The sequence below is a fragment of the Streptomyces sp. NRRL S-118 genome (assembly GCF_000716335.1).
In the GTDB taxonomy this organism is placed as follows: Bacteria; Actinomycetota; Actinomycetes; order Streptomycetales; family Streptomycetaceae; genus Streptomyces.
Window position 1 is genome coordinate 89,330 of sequence record NZ_KL591006.1, and the last position, 18,922, is coordinate 108,251.

Here is an 18,922-nt window from a genome sequence, read left to right on the forward strand (position 1 = left end):
AGCTGGACGAGTGGACGCGGCGCAACGGCCGGCGCAAGGTGGTGGACTGGCTGACCAAGGACCAGTCGACGGCGGTACGGGCCACGGTGGACAGCCTGTGCGAGCGCGGCCTCGTCACCGAGGAGCGCCACCGGGCGCTCGGGCTCTTCCCGGTACGCCGCTACCCGGAGGCCGACGGCTCGGTGGAGCGCGATCTGCGCGAGCGCCTCGCGTCGGTGGTCCTGGAGGGCACGGAGCCGGACGACCGCACATCCGGCCTGATCGCCCTGCTGCACGCCGCCAAGCTGCACCGCCTGGCCTTCCCCGAGCTGCCGCGCAAGCAGGTCGTGACGCGCATGGCGGAGATCGGCGAAGGCCAGTGGGCGGGCGACGGCGTCCGTGAGGCGATCCGGAACATGCAGGCCGCTCTGCTGGCGATCACCGCGGCGACGGCCGCCACCGTGGTGATGTGACCTCAGGCGCCCGCCGCCCCCGCGACGAACGCGGCCCAGGCGGCGGGCCCCACCGCGAAGGTGGGCCCGTCGGCGACCTTGGAGTCGCGGACGTGCACGGCGTGCGGGCAGGCGGCGACCTCGACGCACGCGTCGCCCTCGTTGCCGCTGTAGCTGGACTTGTGCCAGCCGTAGGCGACCTCAATGCATTCGCCGCCGGTGTTGCCGCTGTAGCTGCTCTTGAACCAGACCAGGCCGGGGGTCATAGCTTCGCCGCCATCCTCTCGATCAGTTCCACGGACTCCCAGGGCGTGAGCGCCTGGGCCCGCAGCGCGCCGAAGAGGTCAATGAGCTGGTTCACCTCTTCAGGTTTCGAGATCAACGTATCCCCGGCCTGCCCCTCCGTGTACCCCAGATTTCGTCCTTCCCGGGTGCTCAGCAGCTTCAACGACCCCATCAGCCCCGCATGCACCGACCTCTGCGTCGGCATCACCTGCACGGTGAGGTGGTTCATGCTGCTGACCGCTTCCAGGACATGGAGGAACTGCTCTTTGAGTACCGCCTCCCCACCGATCGGCCGCTGGAACACCGACTCCTCGACGACGTAACTGACGATCGGCCTGGGCCTGCGGTCCAGCACCTCCTGCCGCTCCAGCCTCGCCTGCACATGCCGGTCGATCTCGTCCGGCTCGTACATCGGCACCCGCGTCTCGTACAGCGCCCGCACATAGGCCGGGGTCTGCAACAACCCCGGCACGACCATGCACTCGTACGCGCTGATGCTCGCCGCGTCCGCTTCCGTGCGCTTCCAGTTCAGGAACTTCGGCGAGTACTTCTCCTCCTCCATCAGCTCCACGCACGACCGCAGCACCCCCTGCGCCCCCAGCGCCGCGTCCGCGTCGACGAGGAACGCCGTCGTCGGGATGCGTTCCGCCCGCTCGTACGCGCCGACCAGCGACTCCGACATCAGGAGCCGGTCCGCCAGGTCCTTCTGCGTCAGGTCCGCCATGGCGCGGAACTTCTTCACCAGCTCGCCCACGTGCCGCCGCGCCGGCGAGGGCTCCCCACTCGACCCCACAACCGCCACCGTCCTTCCCACACCGCCCCGAAGTGGATCGTGTCCCCCTGGTCACGCTAAGCGACGGCCACGATCCTCGTAGCCATGACGAGCAACAAACTCCCCGATTGGGTCCCGGACTCAGGGCTGCAACTCCACCTGGCGGGCGTCCACTTCGACGCCATCCGGGTGCGCGGTGTCCGCGGTGAGGCCGTGCTGCACCACCTGGCCGAAGCGACCGGCGGGCGGCCCGGCCCGGTCGTGCGGGAGATCGCGGGCGGGCGGTGGACGTACTTCCTCGTCCCGCCGGGCAGCAGCAAGGAGCACACCTGGCCGCCCGGGGCCACGTGCTTCGGGCCGTCCGTGCGGGACCAGTACGTGGGGATCCCGGCGCCGGACGGCAACACGTACCCGCTGTCGTGGCGCTGCGGAGCGCCCGTCGAGGGCGAGTTCGTGGACGTGGAGCTGCTGCACGAGGTGGTGGCGGCGCAGCTGTACGTGGCGCCCGAGGCGTGAGGGGCGTCAGATCGCGGGCTTGCGCGCCTCGACGAGGAAGCGGGTGGAGTGCGCGACGAAGGGGCCCTCGGCCTCGATGCGCTCGTGCAGCTCGCGCAGCTTGTCGCGGTACGCGTCGACGGTGAAGCCGGGCACCATCCAGATGACCTTGCGCAGGAAGTAGACGACCGCGCCGACGTCGTGGAACTCGGTGCGCAGCCGCTCGAAGCGCAGGTCGGCGATCTCCAGACCGGCGGCGCGGGCGTCCGCGCTCTCGTCGTCGGGGTGGCGGGCCCGGCGGATCTCCTCGGGCTGGGGGCCGAGGAAGAACTCCACGAGCTCGAAGACGCTGGAGTGCCCCACGTGCTGGGCGAGGTACGTGCCGCCGGGCCGGAGGACCCGGGCGATCTCCGTCCACCACACGGTGGCCGGGTGGCGGCTGGTGACGAGGTCGAAGGCCGCGTCGGCGAAGGGCAGCGGCGGCTCGTCCGGGTCGGCGACGACGACCACCCCGCGCGGGTGGAGCAGCCGGGTCGCCTTGGTGACGTTCGGCGGCCAGGACTCGGTGGCGGCCATGGTGGGCGGGAGCTTCTCAGCTCCCGCGAGGACCTCGCCGCCGCCGGTCTGGATGTCCAGCGCGGCGGACACGGCCGGGTCGGCGAGCCGTGCGCCCATCAGCCTCTGGTAGCCCCAGGAGGGGCGCTGCTCGGTGGCGCGGCCGTCGAGCCAGGAGAAGTCCCAGCCCTCCACGGACACGGCGTCGGCCTCGGCCACCAGGTCGTCGAAGGTGCGTGACATGGGCCCATTGTCGCGCTCCGCGCGGGAGGGCCGGAGGTGCGGGACCCACGGTGGTCCGGCTGTCGGACCCTCGCCGTACGCTTCAGTCATGTCCGTCAACATCGCGTTCAGCTTCACCGTCACCGACCTCCAGGACGAGCAGCAGGCCCGGGAGGTCGTGCGCTCCCTCGACGAGGTCATGCGGGACGAGAGGATCCAGGATCAGGTGAACCTCGGCGTCGCATGGGACGGCGGGGTGGCGTTCGTCTCCGGCGAGACCGACTTCCCGCTGAGCATCACCCGCTTCCACCTCTGGCAGCCCGAGTTCGAGAGCTCCATGAAGTTCGCGGTGGACGAGGTCGCGCCCGCGGCGAAGCTCACCCTCGACTGGGGGTACCCGGACCTGGAGCGCTGACCGCGGTTCCGGGAGCTGCGGCGCCCGCCGGGCGGAACACGGGCACCGCGAGGCCGCCCTCCCCCTCCGTACGGAAGGCGACCACCAGCTCCATGCCGATCCGGAGGGCGTCCCCGGCGCAGTCCACGATTTCGGTCATCATGCGCGGACCCTCGGCGAGGTCGACCACGGCCGCGGTGTAGGGCGTACGGCCGGAGAACGGCGCGAGGTCGTTGCGGTGGACGACGGACCAGGTGTAGAGCGTGGCGCGGCCGCTCGCCGGCTCCCAGGTGACGTCCTCGCTCCAGCAGCGCGGGCAGAACTCGCGCGGGTAGTGGTGCGCGCGGCCGCAGGCGCCGCACCGTCTGATCAGGAGCAGGCCCCCGGCGGCGGCCTCCCAGTAGGGGCGGGTGAAGGCGTCGGCGTCCGGTGCGGCGGTCACGCCCCGCACCGTCCGGTCGCGGCGGCGCGGGACCGGGTCCGCCGGCCCGCCGGCCACCACGTCACCGCGCCACCGATCCGTACGCTCCGCATCCTCCGCATGCCGGACCCCCTTCACGATTTCTGACGATACGTCAGTTCAGCGTGCCGGGGGTCCGGGCGCAAGGGCCCGGGAGCGGGCCGCCGCGGTCAGGCCCGCGGGTTCAGGACGAGCGCGGCCGTGTTGTTGCCGGTGTTCGGGTCGAACGACAGCGTCCCGTCGCCGTACGACGGCATCAGCCGGACCGCACCGGTGGCGCGGGGTACGACGGTGTCGATCCGCAACTGGAAGCGGAACGTCGCGGTCTGCTTCTCCGCCACCCACATCGGCAGGTTGCACACGTAGCGCGGGGCGCCGGTCGTGCCGTCGTACCACTCGCCCTGCAGGGTGCGGGCCTCGCAGTCCGCGGGAACGCCCGTGACGGTCGCCCCTTCGGGCACGACGAGGTCGACCCGGGCGACGGGGTCACCGGCGCCGAGGTTCGCCACCCAGGCCGGGCCGCGGTTGCGGAAGGTCAGGTCCGCGGTGACGGTCCGGCCCGCCGCGCCGCTCACCCGGGCGCCGCGGATCGCGAAGTCTGCCGTGTTGGCCGCCTTGATCTCGACGAGCGCGCCGTTGTCCTCCGGCGTCAGGTCCTCGGCGCCGCCGCCGGGCGCGACGGCCATGTCCACGCGCTCGTAGAGGGCGTGCCGCGCCACCACGGCGTTCAGCGGCTGCGGCAGCGCGAAGGTGCCGCCGGGCTCCACCACGGTGTCGAAGGCGCACTCCAGCTTGGTCACGGGCCGGACCGGACCGTCCCCGCCGGCCGGGCCGCCGGTGCACTGCGGGGCGACGGCGCCCACGTCGAGGCCGCGGGTCACGTACAGGGTGACGTGGACGCCGCGCGCCGGCTCGTTGCCGCGGTTGACGACGGAGAACGGCACCGGGACGGTGCTCCCCGGCCGCACCCCCTCCACACGGGCGGGCTGGTCGAGGACGAGGTCGGGTCCGGAGCCGACCGTGATCGTGGTCTCGTACCCCTCGGCGGCCGTCAGCTCGCCGCCCGGCATCGTCGTGGCGGCCTTCGCGGTGTAGGTGATGCGGCCGGTGGCGCCGACGTCCACGCCGGCCGCGGCCCGGACCTGGAGCGGCACCTGCGTGGTGTAGCTCGACGGCACCCGCGGGACGGTGCACACCGCGGTGGTGCCGGCCGGTGCGCAGTTCTCGGGCCAGGTCACCTCGGCCACGCCGGCCAGCCCGGAGACGTCGACGGTGAGCCGGCCGTCGGTCACGGTGAAGTTGTCGTTGTCGTGGTACAGACCCAGCGCGAGGATGCTCGCCGGAGGCTGCGGGCCGCCGTCCGCCGCCTTCGGCAGGGTGTGGCGGAACGGGGCCTGGATCCACAGCTGGTCGCTGTCGGCGGCGGCCGGGGTGGCCGCGGCGACCGTGACCAGCCCCGCCGCGGCCACGCACGCGGCGCCGAAGCGCACGGCGCCGCGGCCCCGGCGGCTGACGGAAGGCGTTCTCATGGGTCTCCCCCTCGTGGTGTGCGCGGGATCCAACGGCCGGAGCGGCCCTCCGGACCGGTTTCCCGGGTCGACGAGATCGACCTCCGAGGGCCGGTGAAAGTTGCACGGCCGCCGCACACCTGTTCCTGACATACCGTCAGTTTGCTAACCTGACAGAGCGTCAGCCATGTTCTCCGACGAGCAGGAGCGGCGGAACGATGCTTGGATCGACCCACGGCACCCTCACCACCGACCTCCGTGCCCGCGTGGTGGCCTGCGGACAGGCCCCCGGGGCGGCCGTCCACGGCACCGCCGCGCGCGAAGGAGACCTGGACGTCAGCGGCCGCCCCCTCCACGCACCCGTTCCCGACCTGGACCGGCTGTTCCGGCCGGAGTCCGTGGCGGTCGTCGGCGCCTCGGACGCGGAGGGACGGCCCACCACCGGCATCACCCGGCAGCTGCTCGGCTGGGCCGGGCGGGCCGGCGCCCGGCTGTACCCGGTCCACCCCGGCCGCCCGTCGGTCTTCGGCCTCGACTGCGTGCCGTCGGTCGCCCGGCTGCCCGAACCCGTCGACCTCGCCGTGCTGCTGGTCGCCGACCCCCTGCCGGTGATCGAGGAACTCGGCGCCGCGAAGGCGAGGTTCGCCGTCGTCTTCGCCTCCGGGTACGCCGAGACCGGCGCGGCGGGCGCCGCCGCACAGGCCCGGCTCGCCGCCGCCGCCGAGCGGTCCGGGCTGCGGCTGCTGGGGCCGAACACCAACCTCAACGCCTTCGAGGAGTTCCGCGAGGACCTCCCCGGTCCCGCGATCGCGCTGATCACCCAGTCCGGCCACCAGGGCCGGCCGCTCCACGCCCTCCAGCAGCTCGGCATCCGCGTCTCCCACTGGGCGCCCACCGGGAACGAGGCCGACCTGGAGACCGCCGACTTCCTGTCGTACTTCGCCGAGCGGCCCGAGGTCGGGGCCGTCGCCTGCTACCTGGAAGGGCTGAAGGACGGCCGCACCTTCCTGCTGGCCGCGGACCGCGCGGCGCGGCGCGGGGTGCCGGTCGTCGCCGTGAAGGTCGGGCGCACCGGCACCGGCGCGCGGACCGCCGCGTCCCACACCGGCAAGCTCACCGGCGCCGACCAGGTGGTGGACGCGGCCATGCGCCAGTTCGGCGTGGTCCGGGTGGACGCGCTGGACGAACTCCAGGACACCGCCGCCCTCCTGGCGCGGGCGCGCCGGCCGGCCGCCGACGGCGTGGTGGTCTACTCGATCTCGGGCGGCACCGGCGCGCACGTGGCCGACCTGGCGACGGCCGCCGGGCTGACGCTGCCGGCGCTCTCCCGGGCCCGGCAGGACGAGCTGCACCGGTGGATACCGGACGACCTGAGCGTCGCGAACCCCGTCGACAGCGGCGGCCACCCGGTCGGCGACCGGCGCGGCCGGCTGATCATCGACGCGATCCTGGCCGACCCGGACGTCGGCGTGCTGATCTGCCCCATCACCGGCCCCTTCCCGCCGATGAGCGACCGGCTGGCGCAGGACCTGGTGGACGCCGCGGAGACCACCGACAAGCTGGTGTGCGTGGTGTGGGGCTCGCCGGTCGGCACCGAGCCCGCCTACCGCGAGACGCTGCTCGGCTCCTCGCGCGTGGCGACCTTCCGTACGGTCGGCAACTGCGTCACCGCCGTCAAGGCGTACCTGGACCACCACCGGTTCACCCGGGCGTACCGCTCGCCCTTCGACGAGGCGCCGCGCACACCGTCCCCCTCGTACCGCAAGGCGCAGGCCCTGGTGCGCCCGGGCCACCGCCTGAGCGAGCACGCGGCGAAGCAGCTCCTGCGCGCGTACGGCATCCGCGTACCGCGCGAGCAGCTGGTGACCAGCGCGGCGGCGGCGGTCCGGGCGGCCGGACAGGTCGGCTACCCGGTCGTGATGAAGGCGTCCGCCCCGCAGCTCGCCCACAAGACGGAACTGGGCCTGGTCAAGATCGGGCTGACCTCCGCGAGCCAGGTCCGCGACGCGTACCGCGAGCTCATCGACATCGCCCGCTACGAGGACGTCGCGCTGGACGGCGTGCTGGTGTGCCAGATGGTCGAACGGGGCGTCGAGATGGTGGTGGGCATGACGCACGACCCGCTCTTCGGCCCGACGGTGACGGTCGGCCTGGGCGGCGTGCTGGTGGAGGTGCTGCGGGACACCGCCGTGCGCGTACCGCCCTTCGGCGAGGACCAGGCGCGGGCGATGCTCGGCGAACTGCGCGGGCGCACCCTCCTCGACGGCGTCCGCGGGGCGCCGCCCCGGGACGTGGACGCGCTGGTGGAGGTGGTGCTGCGGGTGCAGCGGATGGCGCTGGAGCTGGGCGACGACCTGGCGGAGCTGGACATCAACCCGCTGATGGTGCTGGAGCGCGGCCAGGGCGCGGTGGCGCTGGACGCGCTGGCGGTGTGCCGGTGACCGGGCCGGTGCTGCACGCCACCGGCGACGGCGTCACGTGGATCACCCTCAACCGCCCGGAGGCGATGAACGCGCTCACGCCGGTCCAGCGGGACCGGGTCGTCGCGCTGCTCGCCGACGCCTCCGCCGACCCGGCCGTCCGGGCGGTCGTCCTGACCGCCACCGGCCCCGGCTTCTGCGCGGGCGCCGATCTGCGCGGTGCGGGGCCGGCGGGCCGGGAGCGCGTCGCCGGGGACGTGGCGCGGACCATCCGGCTCGGGGCGCAGCGCCTCGTCGCCGCCGTCCTCGACTGCGAGAAGCCGGTGATCGCGGCCGTCAACGGCACGGCCGCCGGGCTCGGGGCGCACCTCGCGTTCGCGTGCGACCTGGTCCTCGCGGCCGAATCGGCGCGGTTCATCGAGGTGTTCGTGCGCCGGGGCCTGGTACCGGACGGCGGCGGCGCCTACCTGCTGGCCCGCCTGGTGGGGCCGCAGCGCGCGAAGGAGCTGATGTTCTTCGGCGACGCGCTGGCCGCGGCGGACGCCGCACGCCTCGGCCTGGTCAACCGGGTCGTGCCGGACGGCGACCTGGAGAAGACGGCCCGCGCCTGGGCGGAGCGCCTCGCGCAGGGGCCGACCCGCACCCTCGCGCTCACCAAGCAGCTGGTCAACGCCTCGCTCGACGGCGACCGGGCGACCGCGTTCGCCGCCGAGGCGGCCGCCCAGGAGATCACCATGACGACGTACGACGCGAACGAGGGCGTGGCGGGCTTCGTGGAGCGCCGCACGCCCCGCTTCAGGGGTGAGTGACGTGATGGGACACGCCGGGATGGCGGCCGCGGCCGTCCGGTACCTGAGCTCCGCCGGCGCGCCCACCACGGCCGCGCCCCCGCCGAGGCTGCGCGCGGTGCGCGACGACGAGCGCCTGCCGGTCGACCAGGCCGTCTTCCGGCGGGTGCTGGGCCACTTCGCGACCGGCGTCACGGTCGTCACGGCGTACGACGAGGAGGGCGGCGGGCCCGCCGGATTCGCCTGCCAGTCCTTCGCGTCCCTCTCGCTCGACCCGCCGCTCGTCGCGTTCATGGTGTCCCGCACGTCGACGACCTGGCCGCGCATCGCCCGCGCCGGGGCCTTCTGCGTGAACGTCCTCGGCGCGGACCAGGCGGGCCTCTGCCGGGCGTTCGCGGTGAGCGGCGCCGACAAGTTCGCGGGGGTGCCGTACGACCCGGCACCGGCCACGGGTTCACCGCGCCTCGCCGCCGTCCCCGCCTGGGTCGACTGCACGATCCAGGCGGTCCACACGGGCGGCGACCACCTGATCGTGGTGGGCCGCGTGGCGGCCCTGGGCGCACGGGACGACGGCGAGCCCCTCCTCTTCCACCGGGGCCGCTTCGGCCGGTTCACGGAGTGACGGCGCCCCGGGACCGCGGTCAGGCCAGGGCCGGGACGGCCGGGCGGCGGCGGATCACCAGGGACATCAGCGCCGCCGCCGCGCACAGCGCGCCCGAGGCGTACCAGACCACGTCGTACGAGCCGAACAGGTCGCGCGCGACGCCGCCCGCGAAGGCCACCACCGCGGCGCCCACCTGGTGGGAGGCGAGGACCCAGCCGAAGACGATGGCGCTGTCCTCGCCGTAGTGCTCGCGGCACAGGGCGATCGTCGGCGGGACGGTGGCCACCCAGTCCAGGCCGTAGAAGACGATGAAGAACACCATGGGCGGCTGCACGGACGGCGCGAGCAGCATCGGCAGGAAGAGCAGCGAGACGCCGCGCAGCGCGTAGTACACGGCCAGCAGACGCCGGGCCTCGAAGCGGTCGGTGAACCAGCCGGAGGCGACCGTGCCGACCACGTCGAAGACGCCGATCACGGCGAGGAGCGAGGCGGCGGCCGTGATGGGCATGCCGTGGTCGTGCGCCGCCGGGACGAAGTGGGTCTTCACCAGGCCGTTGGTCGAGGCGCCGCAGATGGCGAAGGTGCCGGCGAGCAGCCAGAAGGGGCCGGTGCGGGCCGCCGACGCGAGGACCGTGACCGCGCGGCGGGCCGCGCCCGGCACCGGTGCGGGCTTCGGCACGACGTCGGCGGCGCCGTACGGCGCGAGCCCCACGTCCGCCGGGTGGTCGCGCAGCAGCAGCCGGACGAACGGCACGACGGCGAGCGCGGAGAGGGCGACGGTGACCGCGGCGGGGCGCCAGCCGTGGTCCTCGACCAGCCAGGACAGCAGTGGCAGGAAGACGAGCTGCCCGGAGGCGCCGGCGGCGGTGAGGACGCCGGTGACCAGTCCGCGGCGGGCCACGAACCACCGGTTCGTCACCGTCGCGGCGAAGGCGAGCGCCATCGAGCCGCTGCCGAGCCCCACCAGGACGCCCCAGAACAGCACGAGCTGCCACGCCGCGGTCATCCACACCGTGGCCAGCGAGCCGGCCGCGATGACGGTCAGCGCGACGGCCACGACCCGGCGGATGCCGAAGCGGTCCATCAGGGCGGCCGCGAACGGTGCCGTCAGGCCGTACAGCGCGAGGTTGACCGACACGGCGAAGCCGATCGTGCCGTGCGACCAGTCGAACTCCTCGTGCAGCGGCTCGATGAGCAGGCCGGGCAGGGAGGCGAAGGCGGCGGCGCCGACGATCGTCACGAAGGTGACGGCCGCGACGGACCACGCGCGGTGGAAGCGGGGACGGCGGCCGGGAGCCGGGGCAGCGGGGGCGCCGGGGCTGTGCACGCCGGGTTCGGGAGTCGTCTGGGCCACGTCACCACCCTGCCGGGGACGGTGATCGCTCAACCACTGGCCCGGATGACAGGTTTCGCTAGGATCAGGCCATGGACAACGGGACCCGGAAGGCCGCCGCTCCGGCACGGGCCGCCGCCGGCCGGCCCCACCGCGTGGTGATCCTGGCCCTCGCCGGTCTGCTGCCCTTCGAACTCGGCATCCCGCACCGCATCTTCGGCCGGGCCGCCTCTCCGGAGGGCCACCCGCTGTACGAGATCGTCACCTGCGGCGTCGCCCCGGGTCCGGTCCGCACCGACGCCGACTTCGACATCCACGTCCGCCACGGCCCCGAGGCGCTCGCCGGCGCCGACACCGTCGTCGTCCCCGCCTCGTACGAACTGGGCCCGGTGTACGAGGAGGGCCGGCTCACCGACGAGTTGAGGGCCGCGCTCGGGAACGTCCGCCCCGGCACCCGCATGGTCTCCATCTGCACCGGCGGGTACGTGCTGGCCGCCGCCGGCTACCTCGACGGACGGCCCGCCACCACGCACTGGGCGTCCGCGGAGCACTTCCAGCGGCTCTTCCCCGCCGTCGAGGTCGACCCCGGCGTCCTGTTCGTCGACGACGGCGACGTCCTGACCTCCGCCGGCGTCGCCGCGGGGGTGGACCTGTGCCTGCACATCGTGCGCCGCGACCACGGCGCGGCCGTCGCCAACGAGGTGGCGCGCCGCACCGTCGTACCGCCGCACCGCGACGGCGGCCAGGCCCAGTACATCCAGCGCCCCGTGCCCGAGCCGGCGCAGCGCGCGACGACGACCGCCGCCCGCGCCTGGGCGCTGGCCCGGCTCCACGAGCCGATCCGGCTGCGCGACCTCGCCCGGCAGGAGTCGATGAGCGTACGGACCTTCACGCGCCGCTTCCGCGAGGAGGTCGGCGTCAGTCCCGGCCAGTGGCTCACCCGGCAGCGCGTCGAACGGGCCCGCCACCTGCTGGAGTCCACCGAGCTGTCCATGGACCGGGTCGCCGCGGACGCCGGCTTCGGCACCGCCCAGTCGATGCGCCAGCACCTACAGGCTGCGCTCGGGGTCCCGCCGACCGTCTACCGGCGCACCTTCCGCGCCGACCGTGTCCCCGGCGGCGTCTCCGGCGGCGTCCCGCACGCCTGACGCCAGCCGCCGCTCGCCCACCGCGCCGATCGCGGTGAGCACCAGGGTGAGCCCGACCCCGGCGAGGATCGCGGTCGACGGCGACACCACCCGCAGCAGCCCGCCCGCGAGCGTCCCGCTCGCCGCGTATCCGGCGCCGATGGCCGCGTACATCACCGCGTACCCGGCCGCCAGGGCGCTCGCCGGCAGCACCTCGCGCAGCCGCATGTTCCGGGTGACCATCGCGCCCGCCTGGAGCACGCCCGCCACGACCAGACCCGCCGCGATGGCCCCCGTCCAGGGCAGCAGCGCGACGAGCGCCACGCAGCCGGACACGCCGAGCAGCAGCACCACGCTCTGCACCGCCAGCCGCCCGGGCCAGCCGCGCAGCCCGTACACGAACGCCCCGGCCGCCGACCCGAGGGAGAAGCCGGCCAGCAGCGGCCCCGCCCAGCCGAGGCCGAGGGAGCGCTGTTCCAGCAGCGCGGGCAGGACGAGTTCGGCGAGCGCGAGCAGGGTCAGGCTCGCCGCGCCGGTGACGTACACCGGCCACGCCCGGGCCAGCAGCCGCCGCATGGGCACGCCTCCCCGGTCGCCGTCGTCGGCGGCCCACCCGGCGGGCAGCGCCCACAGCCCGGCGACGGCCGCGCCCATCAGCCCGCCCGCGAGCAGCAGCGGTACGTACGGCGCGGCCCCCAGCGCCAGCCAGGTCGTCAGCGCGGGTGCGACGGCCCAGACGGCGGAGGTCAGCACGGACTCGAGGCTTATCGCCTGGCCGACCGCGCCCGCCGGGACCATGCCGGTCAGCAGGGCGCGCATCCCGCCGGACACGGCGCCCGGCGCCCCGCCCGCGACGAACGCCAGCACGCCCAGCACCACGGGCGGTGCCTGGGGCGCCAGGCCGAGCCCCGCGAACGCCACCCCGCCGCCCACGAGCCCCGCCGCCAGTTGCGGCCGCGCCCGCTCGGGGCGCAGCCGGGTGCCGAAGACCGGCGCGCCGAGTATCTCGCCGACGACGTACACGGCGGCGAGGACGGCACCGAGGCTGTAGCCGCCCGGCCGCTCGCGGACCAGGAACACCAGGGCGAGCGGTGCCATGGCCACCGGCAGCCGGGCGGCGATGGTGACGGCTCCCCAGGCCAGTACGGGCCGGGTGAGCACGGAACGGTAAGGCATGGGCCCGACCGTAACCAGGAACCGGATGCGGCTTCACCTCGATTCGGCCGGTCAGCCCCGCCCGGCCCCGGCCGTCCGCGGACCCATCGTCAGCACGCCGCGCGCCACCCGCCCGTGGTGGGCGTCGTCCGCCGCCCTGGCGAAGTCCTCGACCGGGTGGACCGCGGTGACCAGCTCGTCGAGCAGCAGCCTGCCCTCCTCGTACAGCCGGGCGTAGCGCGGGATGTCGTGCTGCGGCCGCGAACTGCCGTAGCGGCAGCCCAGGATGGACTTGTCGAGGAACAGCGAGGCGGGCGGGAAGGCGGCCTCGGCGGTGGGGGCGGTCATGCCGAGCAGGACGGCCTGGCCGTGCCGGTCGAGCAGGCCGACGGCCGTGCGGACCAGGCCGGTGCGGCCCACGCATTCGAAGACGTGATCGGCACCGGTGGGCAGGACGTCGCGTACGGCGGCGGTGTCCGTGAGGAAGTGCGTGGCGCCGAAGCGCCGGGCCACCGCGTCCTTCGCGGGGTTGGCGTCCACGGCGACGATCACGGAGGCGGCGGCGAGCCGTGCGCCCTGCAGGACGTTGAGCCCGATGCCGCCGGCGCCGATGACGACGACGGTGTCGCCGTACCGGACGCGGGCGCGGTTCAGTACGGCGCCGACGCCCGTGAGGACGCCGCAGCCGATGAGCGCGGCCGAGGTGAGGGGGAGGGACGGCGGGATCCGCACCGCCTGGACGGCGCGGACGACGGTGCGCTCGGCGAAGGCGGAGGTCGACGCGAACTGGTGCACCGGCCGCCCGTCGCCGCGCGTGAACGGTGTGCCCGGCCGCCCGATCGCGCTGCGGCACATCGTCGGCCGTCCCCGGTCGCAGTCCGCGCACGCCCCGCAGTTGGCGAGCGTCGACAGGGCGACGTGGTCACCGGGCGTCACGTGCGTCACCCCGGCCCCGACGGCCTCGACGACGCCCGCGCCCTCGTGGCCCAGCACCACGGGCACCGGGAACGGGATCGTCCCGTCGATCACCGACAGGTCACTGTGGCACAGCCCGGCCGCCGCGACCGCCACCAGGACCTCGCCCGGCCCCGGGTCCCGGACGACCAGGTCGTCGACGACCCGCGCCCGCTCGCCGTCGAACACGACACCCTTCATCCCGGCTCCCTCGGCAGGCCGAGCACGCGCTCGGCGATGATGCCGCGCTGGATCTCGTCCGAACCGCCGTAGATGGTGTCGGCCCGGCTGAACAGGAACGAGCGCTGCAGGTCGTCCAGTTCGTACGCGTCCGGCGACCAGGCCCCCGGACCCGTCGCTCCCGCCGCGCCCCGCACTTGCAGGGCCAGCTCGCCGAGCCGCCGGTGCCACCGCCCCCACAGCAGCTTGGCCACACTCGGCGCCCCCGCGTCGGCGGCGCCCCCCAGCGTCCGCAGGGCGTGCCACCGCATGGTGCGCAGCTCGGCCCACTGCCGTACGAGGCGGTCCCGGAGGATGGGGTCGGCGGCGAGGGCGCCGCTGTCGACGGCCAGCCGCACCACGCGGCGCAGCTCCGCCTCGAACCCGATCTGCTGGGCGAGGGTCGACACCCCGCGCTCCACCGCGAGCAGGCCCAGGGCGACGCGCCAGCCGTGGCCCTCGCCGCCGACGAGGTCGCGGGCGCGGGCGACCGCCCCGTCGAAGAGCACCTCGTTGAACTCGCTCGTCCCGGTCATCTGGCGGATGGGCCGCACCTCGATCCGGCCGGGCTGGTCCATCGGGACCAGCAGGAACGACAGCCCGTGGTGGCGCCGCGTGCCCTCCCCCGTCCTGGCCAGGACGAAGCACCAGTCGGCCTGGTGGGCCAGCGAGGTCCAGATCTTCCGTCCGCTGATCCGGTACGTGGTGCCGTCGCGCACGGCGCGGGTGCGCAGGGCGGCGAGGTCGGAACCCGCGTCCGGCTCGCTGTAGCCCTGGCACCACACCTCCTCGCCGCGCGCGATGCCGGGCAGGAACCGGGCCTGCTGGTCCTCGTCGCCGTGGGCGAGCAGGGTCGGGGCGAGGAGCTTCTCGCCGATGTGGCCGATCCGGCCGGGCGCGCCCGCGCGGGCGTACTCCTCGGCCCACACGACCTGCTGGGTGAGCGTGGCGCACCGGTTGCCGTACGCCGCCGTGCCCCAGCCGAGGCCGATCCAGCCGCCCGCGCCGAGCGTCCGCTCCCAGGCCCGGCCGCCGTCGCCGGGCTCGCCGCCGGTCCGGTGCCGCGCGCGCCACTCCCGCGCGAGCCACTCCCGCGCGACACCCCGGAAGGACTCGTCCTCCGCCCCGAACGCGAAGTCCACGACCGCCGCTCCCCTACGCGTTCGGCCGGGCCGAGGAGGCCGCCGCCCTGGCCATCTCCTCCAGCCGTTCCAGCAGGGGCATCGGGTCGGTGCCCACGGTCCCCGGCAGGAACTCGGCGATCCGCTCCGGGGTCCAGGGCGTCTCCGCGTAGGCGGCGCGCAGCTCCCGCGGCTGGGCCCACACCGCGATCTTGGGTCCGGCGATCGTGTACACCTGCCCGGTCACCTTGTCGGCGCGCGCCCGGTCGGAGAGGAGGTAGACGACGAGCGCGGCGACGTCCTCGGGTTCGCCGATCTCCTTGAGCTCCATGGGGACGCCCGCGGACATGCGCGTCCGGGCGACGGGGGCGACGGCGTTGGCGGTGACGCCGTACTTGTGCAGCCCCAGCGCGGCGCTGCGCACCAGGGAGATGATGCCGCCCTTGGCGGCGGAGTAGTTGGCCTGGGCGACGGAGCCCTGGTGGTTGCCGCTGGTGAATCCGATGAGCGTGCCGCCGCCCTGGGCGCGCATGACGGCGGAGGCGGCACGGAAGACGGTGAACGTGCCCTTGAGGTGGGTGCCGACGACCGCGTCCCACTCCTCCTCCGACATGTTGAACAGCATCCGCTCGCGCAGGATGCCGGCGACGCACACCACCCCGTCGACGCGCCCGTACGCGGCGAGGGCGGTGTCCACGACGCGCTGCCCGCCCGCCATGGTGGAGATGTCGTCGGCGACCGCGACCGCTTCCCCGCCGGCCGCGGCGATCTCCTTGACGACGGCGGCCGCGACCTCGGACGTGGGCTCCGCGCCCGCGACGGAGACGCCGTGGTCGTTGACGACGACCCGGGCACCCTCGGCGGCGCAGGCGAGGGCGACGGCACGGCCGATGCCCCGCCCGGCGCCGGTCACGGCGATGACCTTGCCCGTCAAGAAGTTCCCCATGCCGTCCCCTTCCCGCGCCAGCCGTATCTGACGGATCGTTAGATTCTACGGTCCGTCAGATGCGCGAGCACAAGCCCTGGGGAGGCCCCATGTCACTGCCGGCCGTCTTCCACGACATCGCCGGGCGCGTCAACAACTGGGGCCGCTGGGGCGCCGACGACGAGCGGGGCACGCTGAACCTGATCACCGACGAGGTCGTCCGCGGGGCCGTCGCGACCGTGCGCACCGGACTGCGGGTCCCGCTCGCGCTGGACCTGCGCCACGACGGCGTGCAGACCGGGCTCGTCCCGGGCCGTGTGAACCCGCTGCACGCGATGGTCCAGGTCAACCAGGAGCTGTTCGGGCCGGGCACGGTCGCCACCAGCGACGACGTCGTCACCATGGGGCTCCAGGCGGCCACCCACTGGGACGCCCTGACCCATGTGTCGCACTCCGGCCGGATCTACAACGGCCGCCCCGCCGCCTCCATCACCCCGCACGGCCGCAGCGCCTACTGCGGCATCGACAGGGCCCGGCACGTGGTCTCGCGCGGGGTGCTGCTGGACGTCGCCCGCGCGCGAGGGGTGGAGCGGCTGCCCGGGGGCCATGCGGTCACGCCGGAAGACCTGGACGAGGCCGCGGAGTTCGGCGGGGTGGACGTGCGCGCGGGCGATGTCGTGCTCGTCCGGACGGGACAGGTAGGGGTGTACCTCGCGGGCGACCGGCACGCGTACGGGTATCCGTCGCCCGGCCTGTCGGTCCGTACGCCCGAGTGGTTCCACGCGCACGACGTGGCGGCCGTCGCCAACGACACGCTCACCTTCGAGATCTTCCCGCCCGAGGTCGAGGGGCTGTGGCTGCCGGTCCACGCCCTGCACCTGGTCGAGATGGGCATGCTCCAGGGGCAGAACTGGAACCTCGAGGAGTTGTCCACAGCCTGTGCACGGAGCGGGCGGTACGCCTTCCTGCTGGCCGCGATGCCCGAGCCGTTCGTGGGCGGTACGGGGACACCGGTCGCCCCGGTCGCCGTCCTGTGAGTCGTGGGACAGGTGTGGAAGGAGGTGGCGGCGCGCACTCATGCGCGCCCCGAGCACGGCACGGCGGGCCGCCACCGCCGCGACCCGCACTCGCCGAGGGCGTCAAGCCCTCGGCGTCCCCTCGCCACGAATCGCTGATCCAAGGGTGATCAACCGGCCACGGCACGTCAACACCCCGTCAGGGGGGCGGTTCGATCACAGCCGATGGGTGACAGCGCACGACGGCTCGTACGCCCCAGGCTCGCGCGCCGCCCGCGTCATGACGGGTGCGCCCCGGTCCACCTCGCACCAGATGCTCTTGCCGGCGCCCTCGCGCACCCAGCCCCACCGGTCGGCGAGCCCGTCGACGAGCTCCAGGCCCCGCCCGTTGGTGTCGTCCCCGGCCGCGTGCCGGGGCTGCGGCGCGCGGGCACTGCGGTCGGCGACCTCCACCCGCACCGTCCCCGCCTCGGCGGCGCCCGCCCCGAAGAGCATCCGCAGCACGGCCGGACAGCCCGTGTGCACGACGGCGTTGGTGACGAGCTCCGAGATGAGCAGCACCAGCGTCTCGGCCAGGGGCTCGTCCTCCCCTATCCCGGAGCCGGCGAGACGCGACCGCGCCCATCTACGGGCGCGCCCCACCTCCGCGGGGTCCGGGCCGATTTCCAACTGAACCTGAAGCACCTGCACCGCTCACACCATCCGAACCGGCGGACACATCGCCTCGCGCCTCACAGCGACCACAGCCGAAACAGTCGTCACTGAACGTGATTTCCCTGTGGGACAGCATGGTTGACGTACAGTCACCGCAACAAGCGCTTCGGGCATATTCCAGCGCAAGGGAGTACGCCTGGGGCATACTGTGCGACGCACGTTGCGGAGAGTCGAACAGGGGCGCGCTTCAGCGCGGGAACACCCCGGTCCGGTCAGCACTCGCATCCCACGGAGAGTACCGGAGCGGGACGCCCGCGACGGGCCGTGACGGGTGCTCCCAAGGACACAACCCGGTATCGACGCGTCGTCACACGCTGTGATCGGCGGCGTCCGGTCCGAGCGCGGCCGCGCACACCTCCTCCGCGACCCGCGCCGTCATCCCGCGCTCCGCCCGCACCCACGCCCGCTTGAGGTGCAGGTGGACGTCGGCCTCCCAGGTGAAGCCCATGCCCCCGTACACCTGGAGACAGTCCCGCGCGCCCCGCACCGCGGCCTCGTCGGCCAGCAGCTTGGCGGCGGCGACGTCCACCGGGTCGCCGGTGACGGCCGCGGCGTACACCGCGGCGCGGGCCACCTCGACCCGCACCAGCATGTCGGCGCACAGGTGCTTGACCGCCTGGAAGGCCCCGATGGGCGACCCGAACTGCTCCCGGACGCACGCGTACCGCGCCGCCAGCTCGGTCGTCCGCCCCGCGCTGCCGAGCTGCTCGGCGGCCGTCAGCAGCACGGCGGCCAGGTGAGCCGCGTGGGCCCCATCCGCCGCGCCCGTCGCGCCCGCCGCACAAGCCGCCTTCACCGCCTGAGCCACGCCCGTCACCTCCGCCCCACCCGCGGCGTGCGTCACGCTCGTCACCTTCGCCCCACCCGCAGCGTGCATCACGCTCGTCACCTCCGCCCCATCCACCGCCTGAGCCCCGCCCGTCACCTGCACCCCATCCGCCACATCCGCCGCACGATTCGCGCCCGCCGCCTCCGGGCGGTCCGCAGGGAGGCGGTGGAGCGGCGTCAGCGGGTCCACCGAGCGGACCGGCTCGGCCCCCGTGGCGTCGCCCTCGACGACGTCCGCGGCGTCCAGCCACTCCACCAGCCTCCCGGTCACGGCCGTGACGACCACCTCGCCCCGCGCCGCGCCCGGGATCCGGCCCGCCGCCAGGTGCGTCGCCACCAGCGGTCCGGGCAGCAGCACCCGCCCGGCCTCCTCGAAGGCCAGCACCGCCTCCGGCAGCCCGAGCCCGGCCCCGCCGTCCGCCTCCGGCAGCCGCAGCGCGAAGAACCCGGCCCGCCCGAGCTCCCGCCACAGGCCGCGGTCGAGCGTCCCGCCGTCCACCGCCGCCCGCAGCGCGTCCCTCGCGAACCGCCTCTCCAGCACCTCGCGCACACCGCGCCGCAGGGCCCGCTGGTCGTCCGTCAGCCGGAAGCGCACG

19 protein-coding genes and 1 pseudogene are annotated in these 18,922 nt (G+C 74.6%); 8 read left to right on the top strand and 12 right to left on the bottom strand.

Going from position 1 to position 18,922, the window contains the following annotated elements:
- Positions 1-452, top strand: a pseudogene (locus IH00_RS44025) (GOLPH3/VPS74 family protein); the annotation flags it as partial.
- A 2-nt stretch (positions 453-454) separates the two neighbouring features.
- Here the strand turns inward: IH00_RS44025 and IH00_RS0113195 are convergent.
- Both IH00_RS0113195 and IH00_RS0113200 read right to left on the bottom strand, forming a co-directional pair.
- Positions 455-697, bottom strand: a complete 243-nt coding sequence (locus tag IH00_RS0113195) for a DUF397 domain-containing protein (protein WP_031072997.1) — start codon at positions 695-697, stop codon at positions 455-457.
- The gene (locus tag IH00_RS0113200) at positions 694-1,509 is read right to left on the bottom strand and encodes a helix-turn-helix domain-containing protein (protein WP_234334842.1); all 816 of its coding nucleotides are present in this window, start codon (positions 1,507-1,509) and stop codon (positions 694-696) included. The genes IH00_RS0113195 and IH00_RS0113200 overlap by 4 nt, the downstream gene beginning before the upstream one ends.
- 84 nt (positions 1,510-1,593) lie before the next feature.
- Between IH00_RS0113200 and IH00_RS0113205 the strand changes: the two genes are divergently transcribed.
- On the top strand, positions 1,594-2,004 hold the full coding sequence (locus IH00_RS0113205) for a hypothetical protein (protein ID WP_031073000.1): 411 nt from the start codon (positions 1,594-1,596) through the stop codon (positions 2,002-2,004).
- 6 nt (positions 2,005-2,010) lie between these two features.
- On the opposite strand, the gene IH00_RS0113210 is transcribed toward IH00_RS0113205, so the two are convergent.
- Positions 2,011-2,781 (bottom strand): class I SAM-dependent methyltransferase, encoded by a 771-nt coding sequence (locus IH00_RS0113210; protein ID WP_031073001.1) that lies wholly within the window; start codon positions 2,779-2,781, stop codon positions 2,011-2,013.
- 88 nt (positions 2,782-2,869) lie between these two features.
- Here IH00_RS0113210 and IH00_RS0113215 point away from each other — a divergent pair, with 88 nt between their 5' ends.
- On the top strand, positions 2,870-3,175 hold the full coding sequence (locus IH00_RS0113215; protein ID WP_031073003.1) for a hypothetical protein: 306 nt from the start codon (positions 2,870-2,872) through the stop codon (positions 3,173-3,175).
- Here the strand turns inward: IH00_RS0113215 and IH00_RS0113220 are convergent.
- Both IH00_RS0113220 and IH00_RS0113225 read right to left on the bottom strand, forming a co-directional pair.
- Positions 3,138-3,596, bottom strand: coding sequence for a Zn-ribbon domain-containing OB-fold protein (locus IH00_RS0113220; protein WP_107064457.1), 459 nt, complete (start codon positions 3,594-3,596; stop codon positions 3,138-3,140). The genes IH00_RS0113215 and IH00_RS0113220 overlap by 38 nt on opposite strands.
- Before the next feature lie 188 nt (positions 3,597-3,784).
- Positions 3,785-5,143 (bottom strand): COG1361 family protein, encoded by a 1,359-nt coding sequence (locus IH00_RS0113225; protein WP_031073007.1) that lies wholly within the window; start codon positions 5,141-5,143, stop codon positions 3,785-3,787.
- Positions 5,144-5,340: 197 nt separating this feature from the next.
- On the opposite strand from IH00_RS0113225, the gene IH00_RS0113230 reads away from it, so the two are divergent.
- From IH00_RS0113230 to IH00_RS0113240, 3 genes are read left to right on the top strand one after another with little or no spacing between them, the layout of a single operon-like run.
- Complete coding sequence (locus tag IH00_RS0113230; protein ID WP_031073009.1) at positions 5,341-7,563, top strand: acetate--CoA ligase family protein; 2,223 nt, start codon at positions 5,341-5,343, stop codon at positions 7,561-7,563.
- Entirely contained in the window at positions 7,560-8,351 is a 792-nt protein-coding gene (locus IH00_RS0113235) for an enoyl-CoA hydratase/isomerase family protein (RefSeq protein ID WP_420710871.1), read from the top strand. Before IH00_RS0113230 ends, IH00_RS0113235 begins: the two co-directional genes overlap by 4 nt.
- A gap of 19 nt (positions 8,352-8,370) precedes the next feature.
- On the top strand, positions 8,371-8,952 hold the full coding sequence (locus IH00_RS0113240; protein WP_031073011.1) for a flavin reductase family protein: 582 nt from the start codon (positions 8,371-8,373) through the stop codon (positions 8,950-8,952).
- A gap of 19 nt (positions 8,953-8,971) precedes the next feature.
- Here IH00_RS0113240 and IH00_RS0113245 read toward each other — a convergent pair whose 3' ends face one another.
- Positions 8,972-10,288 (bottom strand): MFS transporter, encoded by a 1,317-nt coding sequence (locus IH00_RS0113245; RefSeq protein ID WP_420710872.1) that lies wholly within the window; start codon positions 10,286-10,288, stop codon positions 8,972-8,974.
- Between the two features lie 71 nt (positions 10,289-10,359).
- On the opposite strand from IH00_RS0113245, the gene IH00_RS0113250 reads away from it, so the two are divergent.
- A complete protein-coding gene (locus IH00_RS0113250) occupies positions 10,360-11,415 on the top strand; it encodes a GlxA family transcriptional regulator (RefSeq protein ID WP_052411369.1) in 1,056 nt (351 codons plus the stop codon).
- On the opposite strand, the gene IH00_RS40185 is transcribed toward IH00_RS0113250, so the two are convergent.
- The 4 genes from IH00_RS40185 to IH00_RS0113270 are packed head-to-tail and all read right to left on the bottom strand — an operon-like array spanning position 11,317 to position 15,789.
- Entirely contained in the window at positions 11,317-12,570 is a 1,254-nt protein-coding gene (locus tag IH00_RS40185; protein ID WP_078887725.1) for an MFS transporter, read from the bottom strand. The genes IH00_RS0113250 and IH00_RS40185 overlap by 99 nt on opposite strands.
- A 51-nt stretch (positions 12,571-12,621) precedes the next feature.
- Positions 12,622-13,704: a Zn-dependent alcohol dehydrogenase gene (locus IH00_RS0113260; protein ID WP_031073018.1), complete on the bottom strand. Its 1,083-nt coding sequence runs from the start codon at positions 13,702-13,704 to the stop codon at positions 12,622-12,624.
- Complete coding sequence (locus IH00_RS0113265; RefSeq protein ID WP_031073020.1) at positions 13,701-14,864, bottom strand: acyl-CoA dehydrogenase family protein; 1,164 nt, start codon at positions 14,862-14,864, stop codon at positions 13,701-13,703. Before IH00_RS0113265 ends, IH00_RS0113260 begins: the two co-directional genes overlap by 4 nt.
- 13 nt (positions 14,865-14,877) lie before the next feature.
- Positions 14,878-15,789, bottom strand: a complete 912-nt coding sequence (locus IH00_RS0113270) for an SDR family oxidoreductase (RefSeq protein ID WP_031073022.1) — start codon at positions 15,787-15,789, stop codon at positions 14,878-14,880.
- Positions 15,790-15,878: 89 nt separating this feature from the next.
- On the opposite strand from IH00_RS0113270, the gene IH00_RS0113275 reads away from it, so the two are divergent.
- Complete coding sequence (locus tag IH00_RS0113275; RefSeq protein ID WP_031073024.1) at positions 15,879-16,805, top strand: cyclase family protein; 927 nt, start codon at positions 15,879-15,881, stop codon at positions 16,803-16,805.
- A gap of 195 nt (positions 16,806-17,000) precedes the next feature.
- Here the strand turns inward: IH00_RS0113275 and IH00_RS0113280 are convergent, their stop codons facing one another.
- Positions 17,001-17,474: an ATP-binding protein gene (locus IH00_RS0113280; RefSeq protein WP_031073026.1), complete on the bottom strand. Its 474-nt coding sequence runs from the start codon at positions 17,472-17,474 to the stop codon at positions 17,001-17,003.
- A gap of 331 nt (positions 17,475-17,805) precedes the next feature.
- On the bottom strand, positions 17,806-18,921 hold the full coding sequence (locus tag IH00_RS0113285) for an acyl-CoA dehydrogenase family protein (RefSeq protein ID WP_031073029.1): 1,116 nt from the start codon (positions 18,919-18,921) through the stop codon (positions 17,806-17,808).
- Between the last annotated feature and the right edge of the window lies 1 nt (position 18,922).